This is a genomic window from Azospirillum sp. B510 (genome assembly GCF_000010725.1).
In the GTDB taxonomy this organism is placed as follows: Bacteria; Pseudomonadota; Alphaproteobacteria; order Azospirillales; family Azospirillaceae; genus Azospirillum; species Azospirillum lipoferum_B.
Genome location: NC_013856.1, coordinates 276,118 through 292,321, shown reverse-complemented (window position 1 = coordinate 292,321; position 16,204 = coordinate 276,118). Strand labels below are relative to the sequence as shown.

Genomic DNA, 16,204 nt, shown 5'->3' with positions numbered 1-16,204 from the left:
CCCGCCCCGGAAAAGGGAATGAAACGCGATAACCCGCTCTCCCTCAATAGGGCCGGTCGCCCAGAACGGTGGCGCGGTGCATGATCCGGCGGTGCGGCGCATAGTCGTTCACCGCGTAATGCTGGGTCGAGCGGTTGTCCCACAGCACCAGATCGTCGGTCTTCCAGCGCCAGCGCACGGTGAATTCCGGGCGGCTGACATGGTCATAAAGGAAGTCCAGGATCGCCGCACTTTCACGGTCGCTCAGCCCGACGATGCGCGAGGTGAAATTCTCGTTCACGAACAGGGCCTTGGCCCCGCTGACCGGATGGGTGCGGATGACCGGATGGACCACCGGCGGGTGTTTCTCCCGCGCCGCCTTCCAGCGGGCATGGGTCTCCGGATCGCCGTTGTGGCGCCATTCCGGAAAGGACCGGGTGAAGTCGTGCAGGGCCTTCAGCGGCTCCAGCAGGCGGCGGATCGGCTCGGACAGGCCGTTGTAGGCGGCGATGTTGCTGGCCCACACCGTGTCGCCGCCGACCGGCGGGATCAGCTTGCCGGAGAGCGCGACGATGGCCGGCGGGTTTTCGATGCAGGTGACGTCGGTGTGCCAGACATCATTGTCGCTCGGATTGTGCGGCCCGGTGTCCAGCACCATGATCTCCGGCTGTTCCGGCACCTTCGGATAGATCGGGTGGACATGCAGCTGGCCGAAGCGGGCGGCGAAGGCGCGCTGCGCCTGCGGGGTCAGCGGCTGGTTCTCGAAGAACAGCACCTGATGGGCGACCAGCGCCCGCTCCAGCGCCGCCGCCTCGCTGTCGGACAGCGGACGGGTGAGGTCGAGCCCCTCGACCCGCGCGCCGATGGCCGGGCTGACGGGGGTGAGGACGAGGGTGGGCAGGGCGATGTCGGGCATGGCGGTTCCCCAATTCCTGTCGTTCGGAAAGGCGCGTTTCTTTGGATGGCGGGCCTCAGCTCTTGCCCTTCCACGGCACCAGCCAGGCTTCGAGCAGGCGCATCCCGTAGGAAAAGGCGAAGGCGAAGGCGGCGATGATGCCGATGCCGACGAAGACCACGTCGGTGGCGAGGAAGTGCGAGGCGGACATGATCATGAAGCCGATGCCGCGGGTGGCGGCGATCAGTTCCGCCGCGACCAGCGTGCTCCAGCCGACGCCGATGCCGATGCGCAGGCCGGTCAGGATCTCCGGCAGGGCGCTGGGCAGCACGATGGCGCGGAACAGCTGCCAGCGGCTGGCGCCCAGCGACAGCGCGGCGTTCACCCGCTCGATCGGCAGCGACCGCACCCCGGCCTGGGCCGACAGGCACACCGGCGCGAAGATCGCCAGCGTCAGCAGGGCGATCTTCGACACCTCGCCGATGCCGAGCCAGATGATCATCAGCGGCAGATAGGCCAGCGGCGGCAAGGGCCAGTAGAACTCGATGGGCGTGTCGAGCACGCCCTTGGCCCAGCGGTTCAGCCCCATCGCCAACCCGAGCGGGATGCCGAGCGAGGCGGCGATGAGCGCGGCGGACAGGATGCGGAACAGGCTGGCCGACACATGCTCCCACAGGGTGGCGCCGGCATAGCCGTCCTCGACCACCGCCAGGAACTGGATGGCGACCTCCTGCGGGGTGGGCAGGAACAGCGGCGTCACCAGCCGGAAATGCGACACCAGGAACCAGCCGCCCAGCAACAGGACGGCGGTGGCGAGGCTGATCAGGCCGGTGCGGGCGCCGTCGAGGCCGAAGGGGTGGAGCCGGACGATCCTCGGCCGCTCCGCCGGGCCGTCGGCAAGGCGATCACCGGCGATGCGGTCGCCGGGACGGGCGAGATCGGTCATTGCAGCACCCTCCGGCGGGGTTCCGCCTCGTGATGAAGCCGGGCCTCCACCTCATGGTGCGGGCGGTGCACCAGGGAGCGGATCTCGTCGTAAAGCTCGGCGAATTCCGGCGCCGACAGGATGGCGCGCACGTCGCGTTCGGCGGCGAAGCGGCGGACGAAATCCAGCTCGAACCGGGCGACGATGCGGCCGGGGCGCGGCGACATCACCACCAGCGTGGTGCCGAGGAACAGCGCCTCCTCGATCGAATGGGTGATGAAGAAGATGCGTTTGCCGGTGCGCGCCCAGACATCGATCAGCAGTTCCTGCATCTGTTCGCGCGTCAGGCTGTCGAGCGCGCCGAACGGCTCGTCCATCAGCAGGATCTTCGGATCGGTCGCCAGCGCGCGGGCGATGCCGACGCGCTGGCGCATGCCGCCCGACAGCTCGTGCGGGGCGGCGTCGGCGAAGCCTTCCAGCCCGACCAGCCCGAGCAGCTCCTCCGCCCGCTCGCGCCGCCGCCGGGCGGGAACGCCGGCGAAGCGCAGGCCCAGCGCCACATTGTCGGCGACGCTGCTCCAGGGCAGCAGCGTGTCCTTCTGGAAGACGACGCCACGGTCGGCGCCGGGGCCGCCGACCGGCTGGCCGTCCAGGGTGATCGATCCCTCCGACAGCGGCAGGAAGCCGGCGATGGCGTTCAGCAGCGTCGATTTCCCGCAGCCCGACGCCCCCAGCGCCACGACGATGCTGTTGGCGTCGATGTCGAGCGACGCGCGGTCCAGCGCATGGACCACCCGCCCGTCGCGGGCGGAGAAGAAGACGCTGGCGTTGCGGACCTGGAGCATGGACGGCCTCCCGTTCGCCGGTGGATCAGCGGACGTCCTTGACGTAATCCGCGGTGACGAAACCGCCGTAGCTGGGCAGCACGGTGGTGATCTTCTTCTGCTCCTTCAGGAACTCGGCGGTCTCCTTCAGGATCTTCGCGGCGCCGCCGCCCTCGCCACCGGCAAGCCAGGCGGTGGAGGCCTGCACCTCGGCCGGGACCAGCGACAGGTTGGTCAGCGCCGACGCCTGATCGGACGGCGTGCCGCCCAGCAGCTTGGCCAGCGTCTTCGCATTCTCCGAGTCCGGTCCCCAGGCCGCCTTGTCGGTGCGGAAGGAGGTGCTGTAGCGCTCGATGGTGCCGGCGAAGCTGGTCAGGAAGGCCGGATTCTCCTTGGCGAAGGCGGCGGTCGCCACCCAGGCGGTGAAGGTCGGAGCGCCGCGGTCCGCCACCTCGCGCGAGGTCAGCAGCACCTTGCCGGTCTTCTTCAACTCGGTCAGCGCGGGATCCCAGACGAAGGCGCCGTCCAGATCGCCACGGTTCCAGGCGGCGACGATGTCGGGCTGCGGAATGGCGAAGATCTGGGCGTCGCGCTCCGTCAGCTTCTCCTGCTTCAGCACGGCGAGCAGCTGGTAATGGTCGGTGGAGACCGGGGCGGCGGCAAGCTTCTTGCCCTTCAGGTCGGCCGGCTTCTCGATGCCGGAGCCGTTGCGCACCACCAGCGCCTCGTCGGTGCCGGAAATGGTGGCGAGATGGAAGGCCTTCACGTCGAGCCCGCGGCTGACGGCGGCGGCGAAGGGGCTGGAGCCGACATAGCCGACCTGGACGTCGCCGGACGCGATGGCGGCGAAGACCTCGGCGCCGGAATTGAACTTGCGGAAATCGATCTCGACGCCGGTCGCCTTGGCGAAATCGCCATTGGCGATGGCGACCGAGGAGGGCAGCGCGTCGGTCTGATAGCCGACGACGACCTTGCCGGACCCGGCCTCGGCGACGAAGGGGGCGAGGGTCGCCAGGGCGGCGGCCAGGAAGGAAGGCAGTGCGGACTTCATCGTCTTTTCCCCCGTCACGGTTCGTATGCCGGCTTTGCGGGCGCCGGCGCCCCGAATGTCCAGGGACACTAGAGCGGCGCACGCGCGCTTGTCACCATAAAATCTACCTTTCTACAGGGAAATATATTTATACAACATATTTTCATTGCTTAATATGCCGCGGAGTCGGTGGCGGCGCGCGGCGGACAGCCTGACCGGGGTGCCCTGCACCGGCCGGAAAACCGGCCGCACTCCGAAAAAACATGGGCCGGACTCAAGCCGGCGCTTGACCCCGCCTCATTTTCCTATTTTCCTATAGGTAATTTAGATGTTTAACCGTAAAAATATGTTGAATTATGCGGAGCCGTTGGAAGAACCGTTGGCCGGCCGTGTCGTGACGATCAGACGATGCGCGATCAGCCTGCCCCCACCCACCTGACCAGGAGACGTGCCATGAAGGGTTTGGATGATTTCGAGCGGATGGTGATGGCGTCGCTCAGCCCGTCGGGCGCGTTGATCCTGCCGGTGCCGCCCGCATCCGACAGCTTCGCGGAACCGCCGATCGATGCCGGAGAGGCCGGCGGCCCGCTGCCGCTCTGCCTCGGCGTTCTTTCGGTGATCCTCCTGGCGACGCTGGCGGCTCTGGCCTGAGCCGGCCCCCTGCCGCGCCCCCTGCCGCGCGCCGTCCACAAGGCCAAGCGGATCGACGACCGCCACCAGCATGTCTTGTCCTGCCCCCCTATCCCCGAAGGAGCCCGCTTCGATGCCCGACACCCCGCTTCCCGTCACCGGGCAACCGCCCCAGGAGCTCGCCCTCGCCGCCGACCGCCTGTTCCTCGGCGCCCGCACGCCGCATTCCTGGTCGGACCGGCCGGTGCCGGCGGAGACGCTGGCCCGGCTCTATGAGCTGGTCCGGCTGGCCCCCACCGCCTTCAACGGCAGCCCGGCGCGTTTCGTCTTCCTGACCACGGCGGAGGCCAAGGAACGGCTGCGGCCGGCGCTGAGCCGCGGCAACCTGTCCAAGCTGACCGCCGGCGTCATCGCCATCGTCGCCCACGACAACCGCTTCTTCGAGCATCTGCCGCTGCTGAGCCCGCATTACGATCCGTCGCAACTGTTCATCGACGACCCGGCGCTGGCGGAGACGACGGCCTTCCGCAACGGCTCGCTGCAAGCCGGCTACCTGATCCTGGCCGCCCGGCTGCTCGGGCTCGACGCCGGGCCGATGTCCGGATTCGACGCCGCGGCGGTGGATGCGGAGTTCTTCGCCGGCACCACCGTGCGCTCCAACATCCTGGTGGCGCTGGGCCATGCCGACGGCCCGCCGTCACGTCCGCGCGCGCCACGGCTCGACGCCGCGCAAGCGGTGACCATCCTTTGATCCGAACGCCGTAACGGCCGCCCAGGCCGAACCGGAGAGCCATCATGAGCGTGAACGACACGGCCGCCGCCCTGCCGACGGCCAGCGGCGGAGCCTTGCCCATTGGAACGCCCCTGCTTCGCGGCCTGCCCCTGCGCTTTTCCGCCGCCGCCCTGCCGTGGTTCCTGGCCGCCGGGGTGACCGCCCTGTGGCCCGACGCCGCCGATGCGCAGGAATGGGAACGGACGGGCGCGTTCGCCAGCCTGCTGGTGGTGGCCGCCGGACTGCTGGCGCTGGCGGCGCCGCTGACCGCGCTGTTCCGTCCCGCCCCGCGCGGCCGGCTGGCCCCCGTGATCGCCGGGCTGTCGGCGTCGGTGCCTTGGCTGATCGCCCTGGCGCTGGGGCTGACCGGCTGGGAGATCCTGACCGCCAAGCTCAACCTGTTGCCGCGCCCCTTCTTCGTGCCGCCGCAGGCGTTGCTGGAGGTCTATCTCGACGATTGGCCGCGGCTGCTCGACTGTTTCGCCGCCTCGCTCCGGCTGCTGGTCACCGGCTATGCCGTCGGGTCGATCCTGGGGGTGGTGACGGGGGTCGCCATCGGCTGGTCGCGCGCGGTCGGCTATTGGGTCCATCCGGTTTTGCGGCTGATCGGCCCGCTGCCGGCCACCGCCTGGCTGCCCATCGCCTTCTTCGCCTTCCCCACCAGCTGGAGCGCCAGCGTCTTCCTGATCGCGCTGGCCAGCGGCGTGCCGGTGACCATTCTCACCTGGTCGGGCGTGGCCGGCGTCAACAGCGCCTATTACGACATCGCCCGCACGCTGGGCGCCTCGAACCGCTTCCTGGTGCTGAAGGTCGCCGTCCCGGCGGCGATGCCGCATGTCTTCGTCGGGCTGTTCATGGGGCTGGGCGCCGCCTTCGCCGTCCTGGTGGTGGCGGAGATGCTGGGGGTGAAGTCGGGCGTCGGCTGGTATCTGCAATGGGCCCAGGGCTGGGCCGCCTACGGCAACATGTACGCCGCGTTGCTGGTGATGGCGCTGCTCTGCTCCGGTCTGGTGACGCTGCTGTTCCGCGTCCGCGACCGCCTGCTCGCCTGGCAGAAGGGAATGCTGAAATGGTAGCGCTGGAGAACACCGAAACCGCGAACACCGTGGCCGGAATGAGCATCGAGGTGCAGGCGGTCAGCCACGCCTTCGAACTGCATGGCGCCCCGCTGCCGGTGCTGGACGGGGTGGATCTGCGGGTGGAGCCGGGCGAACTGGTCGCCCTGCTGGGGCCGAGCGGCTGCGGCAAATCCACCCTGCTGCGCCTCGTCGCCGGGCTGGAACCGCCCGGCCAGGGCCGCATCCTCGCCGACGGCCGCCCGATCGCCGGCCCCGACCCGTCGCGCGTCGTCGTCTTCCAGGATCCGACGCTCTATCCCTGGCGCACCGTGCGCGACAATGTCGCGCTGGGGCTGGAGGCGCGCGGCCTGCTGCGCGCTCAGGGCCACCGGGTGGAGGAGGCGCTGGCCCTGGTCGGGCTGACCGGCTTCGAGAAGGCCTATCCGCACCAGCTTTCGGGCGGCATGGCCCAGCGCGCCGCCCTGGCCCGCGCCCTGGTCAACGACCCGCGCCTGCTGGTGCTGGACGAACCCCTGGGCAAGCTCGACAGCCTGACCCGGCTGGCGATGCAGAGCGAACTGGTCGAGCTGTGGCGCCGGGCCGGCTTCACCGGCCTGCTGGTGACCCATGACATCGAGGAGGCGCTGTTCATGGCGACCCGCGTGATCGTGTTCAGCGGCCGCCCCGCCCGCATCAAGGCCGACCTGCCGATCGACCGCCCCTATCCCCGCCACCGCGGCGACCCGGTCCTGACCGACCTGCGCCACCGCATTCTCGAACTTCTCGGCCTTGCCGAGACCTGGTGAGGCCCCGCGACCATGCCCGACAACACCATCCCCAGCCCCAACCTGCCGCGCCTGCGCGTCTTCATCGCCGATTTCACCCGTCTGGTAGAGCGGCATGGCGACGACGAGGCCACCATCCTCGACGCCGGCGGCAAGCTGCTGGCCGGGCTGATCGCCAGCGACGACTGGCTGCCCGACGCCTATGCCCAGCCCGATCCGGTTCATTACCGGCAGTATCTTTTGCATTGCGACCCCTATGAGCGCTTCTCCGTCGTCAGCTTCGTCTGGGGTCCGGGACAGCGGACGCCGATCCACGACCACACCGTCTGGGGCCTCGTCGGCATCCTGCGCGGGTCGGAGCGCTCGCAACGCTACGACCTGCACCCAGAAGGCGGCACGCCCATCGCCTACCCGTCCGAGATCCTGACGGCGGGGGCGGTCGAGGCGGTGTCGCCCCGCATCGGCGATGTCCATGCGATTTCCAACGCGCTGCCCGACCGGCCGTCGATCAGCATCCATGTCTATGGCGGCAATATCGGCGCCGTCCGCCGCTCGGTCTTCGACCCGCTGACCGGCCAGCGCAAGCTGTTCATCTCCGGCTACGCCAACACCGCCCTGCCCAACCTGTGGGACCGTTCGCAGCCCGTCCCCCACGCCGCCTGAGGATCACCAGCCATCATGACCAAAGCCGGACCGCTCGCCACCCGCCGCCCCGCCGACATCCGCCGCGCCTGGATCGAGCGCGACGAGGTCGCGCTGCTCGACGCGCGGGAGGAAGGCCCCTATTCGCTGGCCCACCCGCTGTTCGCCGTCTCCGTCCCGCTGAGCCGGGTGGAATTGCTGGCCTATGACCTGCTGCCGCGCCGCGACGTGCCGATCACCGTCTATGACGATGGGGAAGGCTACGCCGAGCCGGCCGCCCGCCGGCTCCAGGCGCTGGGCTTCAGCGACGTGACCTTGCTGGAGGGCGGGCTGGCCGGCTGGATCGCCGCCGGCTTCGAGGTTTACCGGGACGTCAATGTGCCGAGCAAGGCCTTCGGCGAATGGGTCGAGCATCACCGCCACACCCCGTCGCTGCCGGCGGCGGAGGTCAAGGCGCTGGTCGACGCCAAGGCCGATCTGGTCATCCTCGACGCCCGCCGCTTCGAGGAATACCGCACCATGTCGATCCCCGGCGGCATCAGCGTGCCGGGGGCCGAACTGGTCAAGCGGGTCCACGACATCGCCCCCAATCCCGAAACGCTCGTGGTGGTGAACTGCGCCGGCCGCACGCGCTCGATCATCGGCACCCAGTCGCTGGTCAATGCCGGCATTCCCAACCGGGTCGCCGCCCTGCGCAACGGCACCATCGGCTGGACCCTGGCCGGATTGTCCGTCGACAGCGGGCGCGAGGGGCGTTTCCCCGCCGACCTGTCGGCCGAAGGCGACGCCGCCGGCCGCCGCCGCGCCCGCGCGGTCGCCGATCGCGCCGGGGTCGGCCGCATCGACGCGGCGACGCTCGACCGTTTCCGTGGCGACGAGCGGCGCACGCTGCACCTGTTCGACGTCCGCACGCCCGAGGAATACGAGGCCGGTCATCTGCCCGGCTTCCGCCATGCCGCCGGCGGCCAGCTGGTCCAGGCGACCGACGACTATGTCGCGGCGCGCGGCGCCCGCATCGTGCTGGCCGACGATCCGGCCGGCGGCGGCGGCCCGCGCGCCGACATGACCGCCTCCTGGCTCGCCCAGCTCGGCTGGGAGGTGCATGTACTGGAAGGCGACGTCTCGGCGCTTGGCGGTGAGAGCGGCCCCGACCGCCGCATCCTGCCGCCGGTGCCGGAGGTGGGGGCGGAGACCATCGCGCCGCGCGACCTGCTGGCCCTGCTGGAGAATGGCGAGGCGGCGGTGATCGACATCACCCGCAGCCCGCGCTACCGCGCCGGCCATGTTCCGGGGGCGTATTTCTCCACCCGCGCCCGGCTGGCCGGACTCATCGCCACCCTGCCCAAGGGGGTTCGCCCGGTGCTGACCTGCGGCGACGGCACGCTGACCCGCTACGCCATCGCGGATTTCCCCCCCGGTGATTCTGGTGGCCAGCGCCCGCTGCTGCTGGAGGGCGGCACCCAGGGCTGGGTCGCCGCCGGTCTGCCGCTCAGCGCCGCCCTCGACCGGCTGGGGGGCGAGCCCGACGACGTTTACAAGCGCCCCTACGAGGGCACCGACAACAGCGCCGCCGCCATGCAGGGCTACATCGACTGGGAACTGGAACTGGTCGACCAGCTGAAGCGCGACGGCGCCCACAATTTCTTCGTCATCTGAGGGAGCCCTCCATGCCACCGTTTTCCTCTTCGCTCCCGCCCCTGACGCGCCGCCACGCCCTCGGTCTCGGCCTTGGTTTCGGTCTCGGCGCCGCCGGCCTGCTGCCCCTGCGGCAGGCGCGGGCGGCGATTCCCGCCGGCACCGTGCTGAAGGTCGGCGACCAGAAGGGCGGCGTGCAGTCGGTGATCGAGGCCGCCGGGCTTCTGTCCGACCTGCCCTACCGCATCGAATGGAGCCAGTTCCCCGCCGCCGCCCCGCTGCTGGAGGCGCTGAACGCCGGCGCCATCGAGGTCGGCTATGCCGGCGACGCGCCGACCACCTTCGCGCTGGCCGCCGGCGCCTCGGCCAAGATCATCGGCGCCGTGCGCTCCAACCCGCGGAGCACCACCATCCTGGTGCCGGGGGCCTCGCCGATCCGCAACGTCGCCGACCTGAAGGGCAAGACCATCGGCACCGGGCGCGGCTCCATCGGCCATTACCTCGTGCTGGCGGCGCTGAAGGCCAACGGCCTGAAGCCGGACGACGTGAAGATCGCCTTCCTGCTGCCGTCGGACGCCAAGTCGGCGCTGGCCGCCGGCTCGATCGACGCCTGGTCGAGCTGGGGCATCTATGTCTCGCAGGCGCTGCTGGTCGATGGCGCCCGCGCCGTCGTCACCGGCACCGGGCTGATGAGCGGCCTGTCCTACCAGTCCGCCACGCTGGAGGCGATCGCCACCAAGCGCGAGGCGTTGACCGACCTGCTCCGCCGCTTCGCCGCCGCCCGGCTGTGGGCACTGGAGAACAGCGACGCCTATGCCGGCATCTGGGCCAGGACGGTCGGCATCGATCCCGCCATCGCCCGCCACACCTTCGGCGTCGAACGGGCGCGGCCGGTCCCCCTCGACGCCACGGTCATCGCCGACCAGCAGGCGACCTCCGACGTCTGGCGCGAGTTCGGCATCATTCCGAAACGGCTGGACGCGGCGGCGATCTTCGATCCCGGCTTCAACAGCGCCCTGCCGTCCTGACGGCTGGGAGTGGGGACGATCAGGTGGCACTGCTTCCGACCAACCTCGACATGGACGTGCTGCGGGCGCTGGTGATCGCCATGGAGCATGGCGGCTTCGCCCGCGCCGCTGAACGGCTCGGCCGGACCCAGTCGGCGATCAGCCTCCAGATGAAGAAGCTGGAGGAGCAGGTCGGCCAGCCGCTGTTCCGCAAGGCGGGCCGCACGGTGGCGCTGACCGATGCCGGCGACCTTCTGCTGGGCTATGCCCGCCGCATCGTCACCCTGAACGACGAGGCGCTGTCGGCCGCGCGCGGCCGGGCGATGGACGGCACGGTGCGGGTCGGCTTTCCACAGGATCTGGCGGAACGCTGGCTGCCATCCGTGCTCGGCTCCTTCCACCGCGCCCATCCGCGCATCCATGTCGAGGCCCAGGTCGGCCGGGGGCGGGAGCTGCGCGATCGGGTGGCGCAGGGCGCGCTCGACCTCGCTTTGGCCTTCGGCGAGATCGGCGGCAGCGGCCCCGCCGCGACGACATCGGGCAGCGCCGCCGCGACGCTTGCCCATCTGCCGGTGGCCTGGGTGGCGGCGGACGGCTTCCGCGCCGACCCGGACGGCCCCTTGCCGCTCGCCCTGCTCGACGCGCCCTGCATGTTCCGCCAGCATGGCGTCGAGCGGCTGGACGGCGGCGGGCATCCCTGGCGCATCACCTTCACCAGCCCGAGCCTGTCCGGTCTGTGGGCGGCGGTGGAGGCGGGCCTGGGCGTGACCGTCCGCACCCCGCTGGGACTGCCCGAGACACTGGCGATCCTCGCCCGCGATCAGGGCCTGCCGGAACTGGGATCCGTTCCCCTTGAACTGCACCGCGCCCAGTCCGCGGCCAATCCGGCGGCCAATCCGGCAGTCGACCGACTGCACGGGATCCTGGCCGATTCCCTGGTGCCCCTCCTGACCGAAGCCGTGGCGGATAAACAACATTGATTTCTGGTTACTTAAGTTTTTCTCAACAGTGTAGTTTGTGTTTTTTGTTTTTCCTATTTCCGCAATAGGGATAGGCTTTCTCCCGTAGCCACCGCAATCGACCGGCCTCGGGAGGATCCATGACGGCAATCACCGCGACCAAAGGCACGGGACACCGCTCCCGCGCCGTGACGCTTCCGGCGGGCCTGCGCCGCTGCGCGGTGCCGCTGGCGCTGCTGGCGCTGTGGCAGGCCAGTGTGGGGTTCGGCTGGATCTCGACCCGATCCATCCCCTCGCCCAGCCAGATTCTGACCGCCTTCTGGGACCTGACGGTCAGCGGCGAGCTGGCGGTCCATCTGCTGGTCTCGCTCGGCCGGGTCAGCGCCGGGCTCGCCATCGGCGTGTCGGCCGGCACCGTCTGCGCCCTGATCGCCGGCCTGTCGCGCCGGGGCGAGGATGCGCTCGACGCCCTGTTGCAGATGCTGCGCACCCTGCCCCATCTGGCGCTGGTGCCGCTGTTCATCCTGTGGTTCGGCATCGGCGAGACGCCGAAGATCGCCCTGGTGGCGCTCGGCACCGCCTTCCCGATCTACCTCAACCTGTTCGCCGGCATCCGCACCGTGGATGCCAAGGTGGTCGAGGCGGTGTCCACCCTGGGCCTGACCCGGTGGGAGCTGATCGCCCAGGTCATCCTGCCCGGCGCCCTGCCCGCCTTCCTGACCGGGCTGCGCTACGCGCTCGGCGTCGCCTGGCTCAGCCTGGTGGTGGGCGAGCAGATCAACGCCTCCAGCGGCATCGGCTATCTGGCGATGACGGCGCGGGAATTCCTGCGCACCGACGTGATCATCGTCGCCCTGATCGTCTACGCCATCCTCGGCCTGCTCGCCGACCTGATCGTCCGCCTCATCGAACGCTCGGCGCTGGTCTGGCGCCCGGCCTTCATCAAGGAGTGATGCTCCATGAGCCACGCCCCGTCGCGGATTTCCGCCGCCGCCCAATCCTCCGGCCAGCCCGCCACCAGGCCTGTCGTCAGCGTCCGCGGCCTCGTCCGCAATTTCGGCAACGGCAATGTGCTGGACGGCCTGTCGCTCGATCTCCAGCCCGGCTCCTTCACCGCCCTGCTCGGCCGTTCCGGCTGCGGCAAGTCGACGCTGCTGCGCACGCTGGCGCGGCTGGACCCGGCGCCGGAGGGCAGCGTGGAGCTGCCGGACCAGCGCGCGGTGGTGTTCCAGGAGCCGCGGCTGGTGCCCTGGATGCGGGTTCTGCGCAACGTCACGCTCGGCCTGCGCCATCCCGACGCCGAGGAACGCGGCCTCGCCGCCCTCGCGGAGGTCGGACTGTCCCACCGCGCCCGCGCCTGGCCGCTGACCCTGTCGGGCGGCGAGGCGCAGCGGGCGGCCCTGGCCCGCGCCCTGGTCCGTGAACCGCGCCTGCTGCTGCTCGACGAACCCTTCGCGGCGCTGGACGCGCTGACCCGGCTGCGCATGCAGGGGCTGGTCGAGACGCTGTGGCGGGCCCATGCCCCCGCCGTCCTGCTGGTCACCCATGATGTCGACGAGGCGCTGCTGCTGGCCGACCGCGCCTTGGTGATGGCGGATGGCCGGATCGCCGCCGACATCCCGATCCCGCTCGCCCGCCCGCGCCGTCATGGCGACCCCGGCTTCATCGCGCTGCGTTCCCGCCTGCTGGCCGAGTTGGGCGTCGATGAGGAGCATCTGGCGGCACGGGACCCACAGGTCGCCGAAAGCAGGGCGGAAACGGGTGCCGCCGCCGCCGCGCATCCGGGCGGCTTCGGCCTGCCCGCCGGCGCCGCCGCCGCGCCCAGCCTTTGACCTTCACCGCCGACGGACACCGCCCGCCATGACGATAGACCTCCTCCGCCGTCCCCCCGCCCCCATCGGCCGCCGCGGCCTGCTGCGCGGCGCGGCCGGCGCCTGCGGCGCCTTGGCACTGGGTGGCGCCTGCGGCGCCCAGGCGGCCTCGGGGCCGACGTCCGAAACCCTTCTGCGCATCGCCGACTACAAGGCGCTCGACGGGCTGTCGCTGGAGGCGTCCGGCAACGCCCGGTCCGGCTACCGCTCGCAGTTCGCCGAATTCGCCTCGGGCAATTTGATCGTCGAGGCGATCAACGCCGGATCGATCGATATCGGCTCCAGCAGCGAGATCCCGCCGGCCTTCGGCATCGCCGCCGGCGCCCGCCTGTCCATCGTCGCCATCGTCAAGGACGATGTGAACTGGCAGGTGGTGCTGGTGCCGCCGGACAGCGCGATCCGCTCGGTCGCCGACCTGAAGGGCAAACGCGTCGGCTATGTCCGCGCCACCACGACGCAATATTACCTCGCCCGGATGCTCGGCGAAGCCGGCCTGCGCTTCACCGACATCCAGCCGATCAGCCTGACCCCGTCGGAGGGACAGGCCGCCTTCGAGCAGGGCGCGCTCGATGCCTGGGCGATCTACGGCTATTCGGTGCCCTTCGCCATCAAGAAGGGCGCCCGGGTGCTGATCACCTCCAACGGCTACCTGTCGGGCAATTACCTCTATCTCGCTTCGCCCGACGCCCTGGCCGATCCCGGCAAGTCGGCCGCCATCGGCGATTATTTCCTGCGGCTGCGCCTCGCCTTCTCCTGGCGCGCCGCCAATCTGGAGCGCTGGGCCCAGGTCCATTCCGCCGCCATCGGCGTGCCGCTCGAAACCGACCTGGAGATTTTGCGCAAGAATTCGCGCCAGCGCGATCTGGCGCCGATCACCGACGCCGACGTCGCATCGGCCCAGAATGTCGCCGACACCTTCCACCAGTTGGGCGTGCTGCCGAAACGGATCGACATCGCCCCGGCCTTCGACCGCCGCTTCACCGACATCCTGTCGCGTCCGCTCAGCTGACGGACAGGCCACGAAAAACCCTTTCCCGCTTCCTCCTTTCCCGCTCCCTCGCCACGCACAAAAAGGGGACCACCGCCATGACCGCCTCTCACGCCACATCGCCCCATCCGCTCCGTTTCGTCGGCTTCGTCGGCAACCACAACGCCTCGGAGATCATCCCGCGCCAGGGTCCGGTGGTGGACCGCGACTATATCGAGACGACGGCCAAGGCGCATGAGCTGGGCGGCTTCGATTCGGTGCTCCAGGCCTTCCATGCCGACGCGCCCGACAGCCTTCAGGTCAGCCAGCACATCACCGGCGTCACCGACCGGCTGGGCGTGCTGATCGCCCATCGCCCCGGCTTCCAGGCCCCGACCATCCTGGCCCGCCAGTTCGCCACGCTCGACCAGTTGAGCCGCGGCCGCGTCGCCATCAACGTCATCACCGGGGCCGAGCGCGGCGAGTTGGCCCGCGACGGCAATGTCGTGGAGGACAAGGACGACCGCTACGCCCGCACTTCCGAATTCCTCGACATCGTCCGCGCCGAATGGACCAGCGACGCCCCCTTCGACTACGAGGGCAAATATTATCGTGTCGAGAAAGCCTTCTCCCATGTGAAGCCCTACAACCCGTCGGGCATCCCGGTGTGGATCGCCGGCGCGTCGGCCGCCGCCGTCGAGGTGGCCGGACGTCATGCCGACACCTACGCGGTGTGGGGCGAGACCCACGATCAGGTGCGCGAGCTGCTGGCCCGCGTGCGCGCCGCCGTCGCCAAGGCGGGCCGGCCGCAGCCGGCCTTCAGCCTGTCGCTGCGCCCGATCCTGGCCGACACCGAGGAGGCCGCCTGGGCCAAGGCCGACGCCATTTACGAGAAGGCCAAGGCGCTGCTCGACAAGACCGGCTTCCGCCGCGGCGAGCAGCCCAACAACGAAGGCGCCCGCCGCCTGCTGGCCATCGCCGAGAAGGGACATCGCCACGACAAGCGCCTGTGGACCGCCATCGCCGGCCTGACCGGGGCGAAGGGCAACTCCACCTCGCTGGTCGGCACCCCGGATCAGGTGGCCGACGCCCTGCTCGACTATTATGACCTCGGCGTCACCACCTTCCTGATCCGCGGCTTCGACCCGCTGCCCGACGCCATCGCCTATGGCCGGGAGCTGCTGCCCCGCGTCCGCCAGCTGGTGGCCGAGCGCCAGCGCGCCCAGGCCGTCGCGGCGGAGTGAGCGCGACGTGGCGATCCGTTCCCCGGTGATCCTCAACCAGCTCGGTCCGGTGGTGGGGGGGCGCATCGCCGCCCACCCCAGCCGACCCACCGTGCTGGAGCATGAGGCGGGCCGCGCCCCTTGGGATTTGCCGGCCGGGGTCGAGGTGCTGCTGACCCGCCCACTGATCGGGTGGGATGCCGCGCCCGCCGCCCCGCCGCCCGGCTGGGGCGAGACCCTGCGCTGGATCCAGGCGGGCTCGACCGGGATGGACGTCTATCCGTCCTGGCTGCTGGGGGGACGGCGGATCGTCACCTGCGCCCGTGGCGTCTCGGCGGTCGCCATCGCAGATTACGTGCTGACCGCCATTCTCGCCTTCGAGAAGCGCTGGGACGCCATCCGCCTGCGCGGGCCGCAGGACTGGCGGCGCGAGACGCTGGGCAGCCTGTCCGGCAAGCGGCTGGGGCTGGCCGGCTTCGGCGCCATCGGCCGGGCGGTCGCCGAGCGAGCGCTCGCTTTCAATCTGGCGGTCGGGGCGGTGCGCCGATCCGGCTGGGCGGAGCCGGTGCCGGGCGTCGAGCCGTTCGACCGGCTGGAGGATCTGGCCGCCGCCAGCGACCATCTCGTCCTGGCCCTGCCGCTGACCGCCACGACCCGTGGATTGGTGGGCGCCGATCTGCTGGCGCGGGCCAGGCCGGGGCTGCATCTGGTCAATGTCGCGCGCGGCGCCTTGGTCGATCAGGAAGCTCTGCTCGCCGCCATCGACGGCGGGCGGATCGCCGGGGCCACGCTCGACGTCACCGATCCCGAACCGCTGCCGGCAGGCCATCCCTTCTACAGCCACCCCGCCATCCGGCTGACACCGCATGTCTCCTGGTCCGACCCGGCGTTCGACCGCCGGCTGGCCGACCGCATCCTCGCCAATCTCGACGCCTATGCGCGCGGCGAACCGCTGCGCGACGTGGTGGACGCCGACACCGGCTATTGACCCCTGTCCCGACG

At 70.4% G+C, this 16,204-nt stretch carries 17 protein-coding genes; 13 read left to right on the top strand and 4 right to left on the bottom strand.

The window, feature by feature from the left end:
* Window positions 1-43: 43 nt before the first annotated feature.
* From tauD to tauA, 4 genes are read right to left on the bottom strand one after another with little or no spacing between them, the layout of a single operon-like run.
* Entirely contained in the window at window positions 44-895 is an 852-nt protein-coding gene (gene tauD, locus AZL_RS22705) for a taurine dioxygenase (protein ID WP_012976779.1), read from the bottom strand.
* 55 nt (window positions 896-950) lie between these two features.
* Window positions 951-1,820 (bottom strand): ABC transporter permease subunit, encoded by an 870-nt coding sequence (locus AZL_RS22700; protein WP_012976778.1) that lies wholly within the window; start codon window positions 1,818-1,820, stop codon window positions 951-953.
* Window positions 1,817-2,644 (bottom strand): taurine ABC transporter ATP-binding protein, encoded by an 828-nt coding sequence (locus AZL_RS22695; protein ID WP_012976777.1) that lies wholly within the window; start codon window positions 2,642-2,644, stop codon window positions 1,817-1,819. The genes AZL_RS22700 and AZL_RS22695 overlap by 4 nt, the downstream gene beginning before the upstream one ends.
* 25 nt (window positions 2,645-2,669) lie before the next feature.
* Entirely contained in the window at window positions 2,670-3,674 is a 1,005-nt protein-coding gene (gene tauA, locus AZL_RS22690; protein ID WP_012976776.1) for a taurine ABC transporter substrate-binding protein, read from the bottom strand.
* 432 nt (window positions 3,675-4,106) lie between these two features.
* Between tauA and AZL_RS22685 the strand changes: the two genes are divergently transcribed.
* From AZL_RS22685 to AZL_RS22625, 13 genes are all read left to right on the top strand, one after another.
* The gene (locus AZL_RS22685) at window positions 4,107-4,304 is read left to right on the top strand and encodes a hypothetical protein (protein WP_042445064.1); all 198 of its coding nucleotides are present in this window, start codon (window positions 4,107-4,109) and stop codon (window positions 4,302-4,304) included.
* Between the two features lie 112 nt (window positions 4,305-4,416).
* Window positions 4,417-5,034: a malonic semialdehyde reductase gene (locus AZL_RS22680; protein WP_042445061.1), complete on the top strand. Its 618-nt coding sequence runs from the start codon at window positions 4,417-4,419 to the stop codon at window positions 5,032-5,034.
* A 44-nt stretch (window positions 5,035-5,078) separates the two neighbouring features.
* Entirely contained in the window at window positions 5,079-6,131 is a 1,053-nt protein-coding gene (locus AZL_RS22675; RefSeq protein WP_012976774.1) for an ABC transporter permease, read from the top strand.
* The gene (locus AZL_RS22670; RefSeq protein WP_042445058.1) at window positions 6,125-6,919 is read left to right on the top strand and encodes an ABC transporter ATP-binding protein; all 795 of its coding nucleotides are present in this window, start codon (window positions 6,125-6,127) and stop codon (window positions 6,917-6,919) included. The genes AZL_RS22675 and AZL_RS22670 overlap by 7 nt, the downstream gene beginning before the upstream one ends.
* A gap of 12 nt (window positions 6,920-6,931) precedes the next feature.
* Complete coding sequence (locus tag AZL_RS22665; RefSeq protein WP_012976772.1) at window positions 6,932-7,561, top strand: cysteine dioxygenase; 630 nt, start codon at window positions 6,932-6,934, stop codon at window positions 7,559-7,561.
* 15 nt (window positions 7,562-7,576) lie between these two features.
* Complete coding sequence (locus tag AZL_RS22660; RefSeq protein ID WP_012976771.1) at window positions 7,577-9,196, top strand: rhodanese-like domain-containing protein; 1,620 nt, start codon at window positions 7,577-7,579, stop codon at window positions 9,194-9,196.
* Between the two features lie 11 nt (window positions 9,197-9,207).
* Window positions 9,208-10,203: an ABC transporter substrate-binding protein gene (locus AZL_RS22655; RefSeq protein ID WP_012976770.1), complete on the top strand. Its 996-nt coding sequence runs from the start codon at window positions 9,208-9,210 to the stop codon at window positions 10,201-10,203.
* A 23-nt stretch (window positions 10,204-10,226) separates the two neighbouring features.
* Window positions 10,227-11,162, top strand: a complete 936-nt coding sequence (locus tag AZL_RS22650; RefSeq protein WP_012976769.1) for a LysR substrate-binding domain-containing protein — start codon at window positions 10,227-10,229, stop codon at window positions 11,160-11,162.
* Between the two features lie 119 nt (window positions 11,163-11,281).
* Complete coding sequence (locus AZL_RS22645) at window positions 11,282-12,094, top strand: ABC transporter permease subunit (RefSeq protein WP_012976768.1); 813 nt, start codon at window positions 11,282-11,284, stop codon at window positions 12,092-12,094.
* Between the two features lie 6 nt (window positions 12,095-12,100).
* Window positions 12,101-12,973: an ABC transporter ATP-binding protein gene (locus AZL_RS22640; RefSeq protein ID WP_012976767.1), complete on the top strand. Its 873-nt coding sequence runs from the start codon at window positions 12,101-12,103 to the stop codon at window positions 12,971-12,973.
* A gap of 28 nt (window positions 12,974-13,001) precedes the next feature.
* Window positions 13,002-14,021: an ABC transporter substrate-binding protein gene (locus tag AZL_RS22635; protein ID WP_012976766.1), complete on the top strand. Its 1,020-nt coding sequence runs from the start codon at window positions 13,002-13,004 to the stop codon at window positions 14,019-14,021.
* Window positions 14,022-14,098: 77 nt separating this feature from the next.
* Window positions 14,099-15,223: an LLM class flavin-dependent oxidoreductase gene (locus tag AZL_RS22630; RefSeq protein ID WP_012976765.1), complete on the top strand. Its 1,125-nt coding sequence runs from the start codon at window positions 14,099-14,101 to the stop codon at window positions 15,221-15,223.
* 7 nt (window positions 15,224-15,230) lie between these two features.
* Complete coding sequence (locus AZL_RS22625) at window positions 15,231-16,190, top strand: D-isomer specific 2-hydroxyacid dehydrogenase family protein (protein WP_012976764.1); 960 nt, start codon at window positions 15,231-15,233, stop codon at window positions 16,188-16,190.
* The last annotated feature ends 14 nt before the right edge of the window (window positions 16,191-16,204 follow it).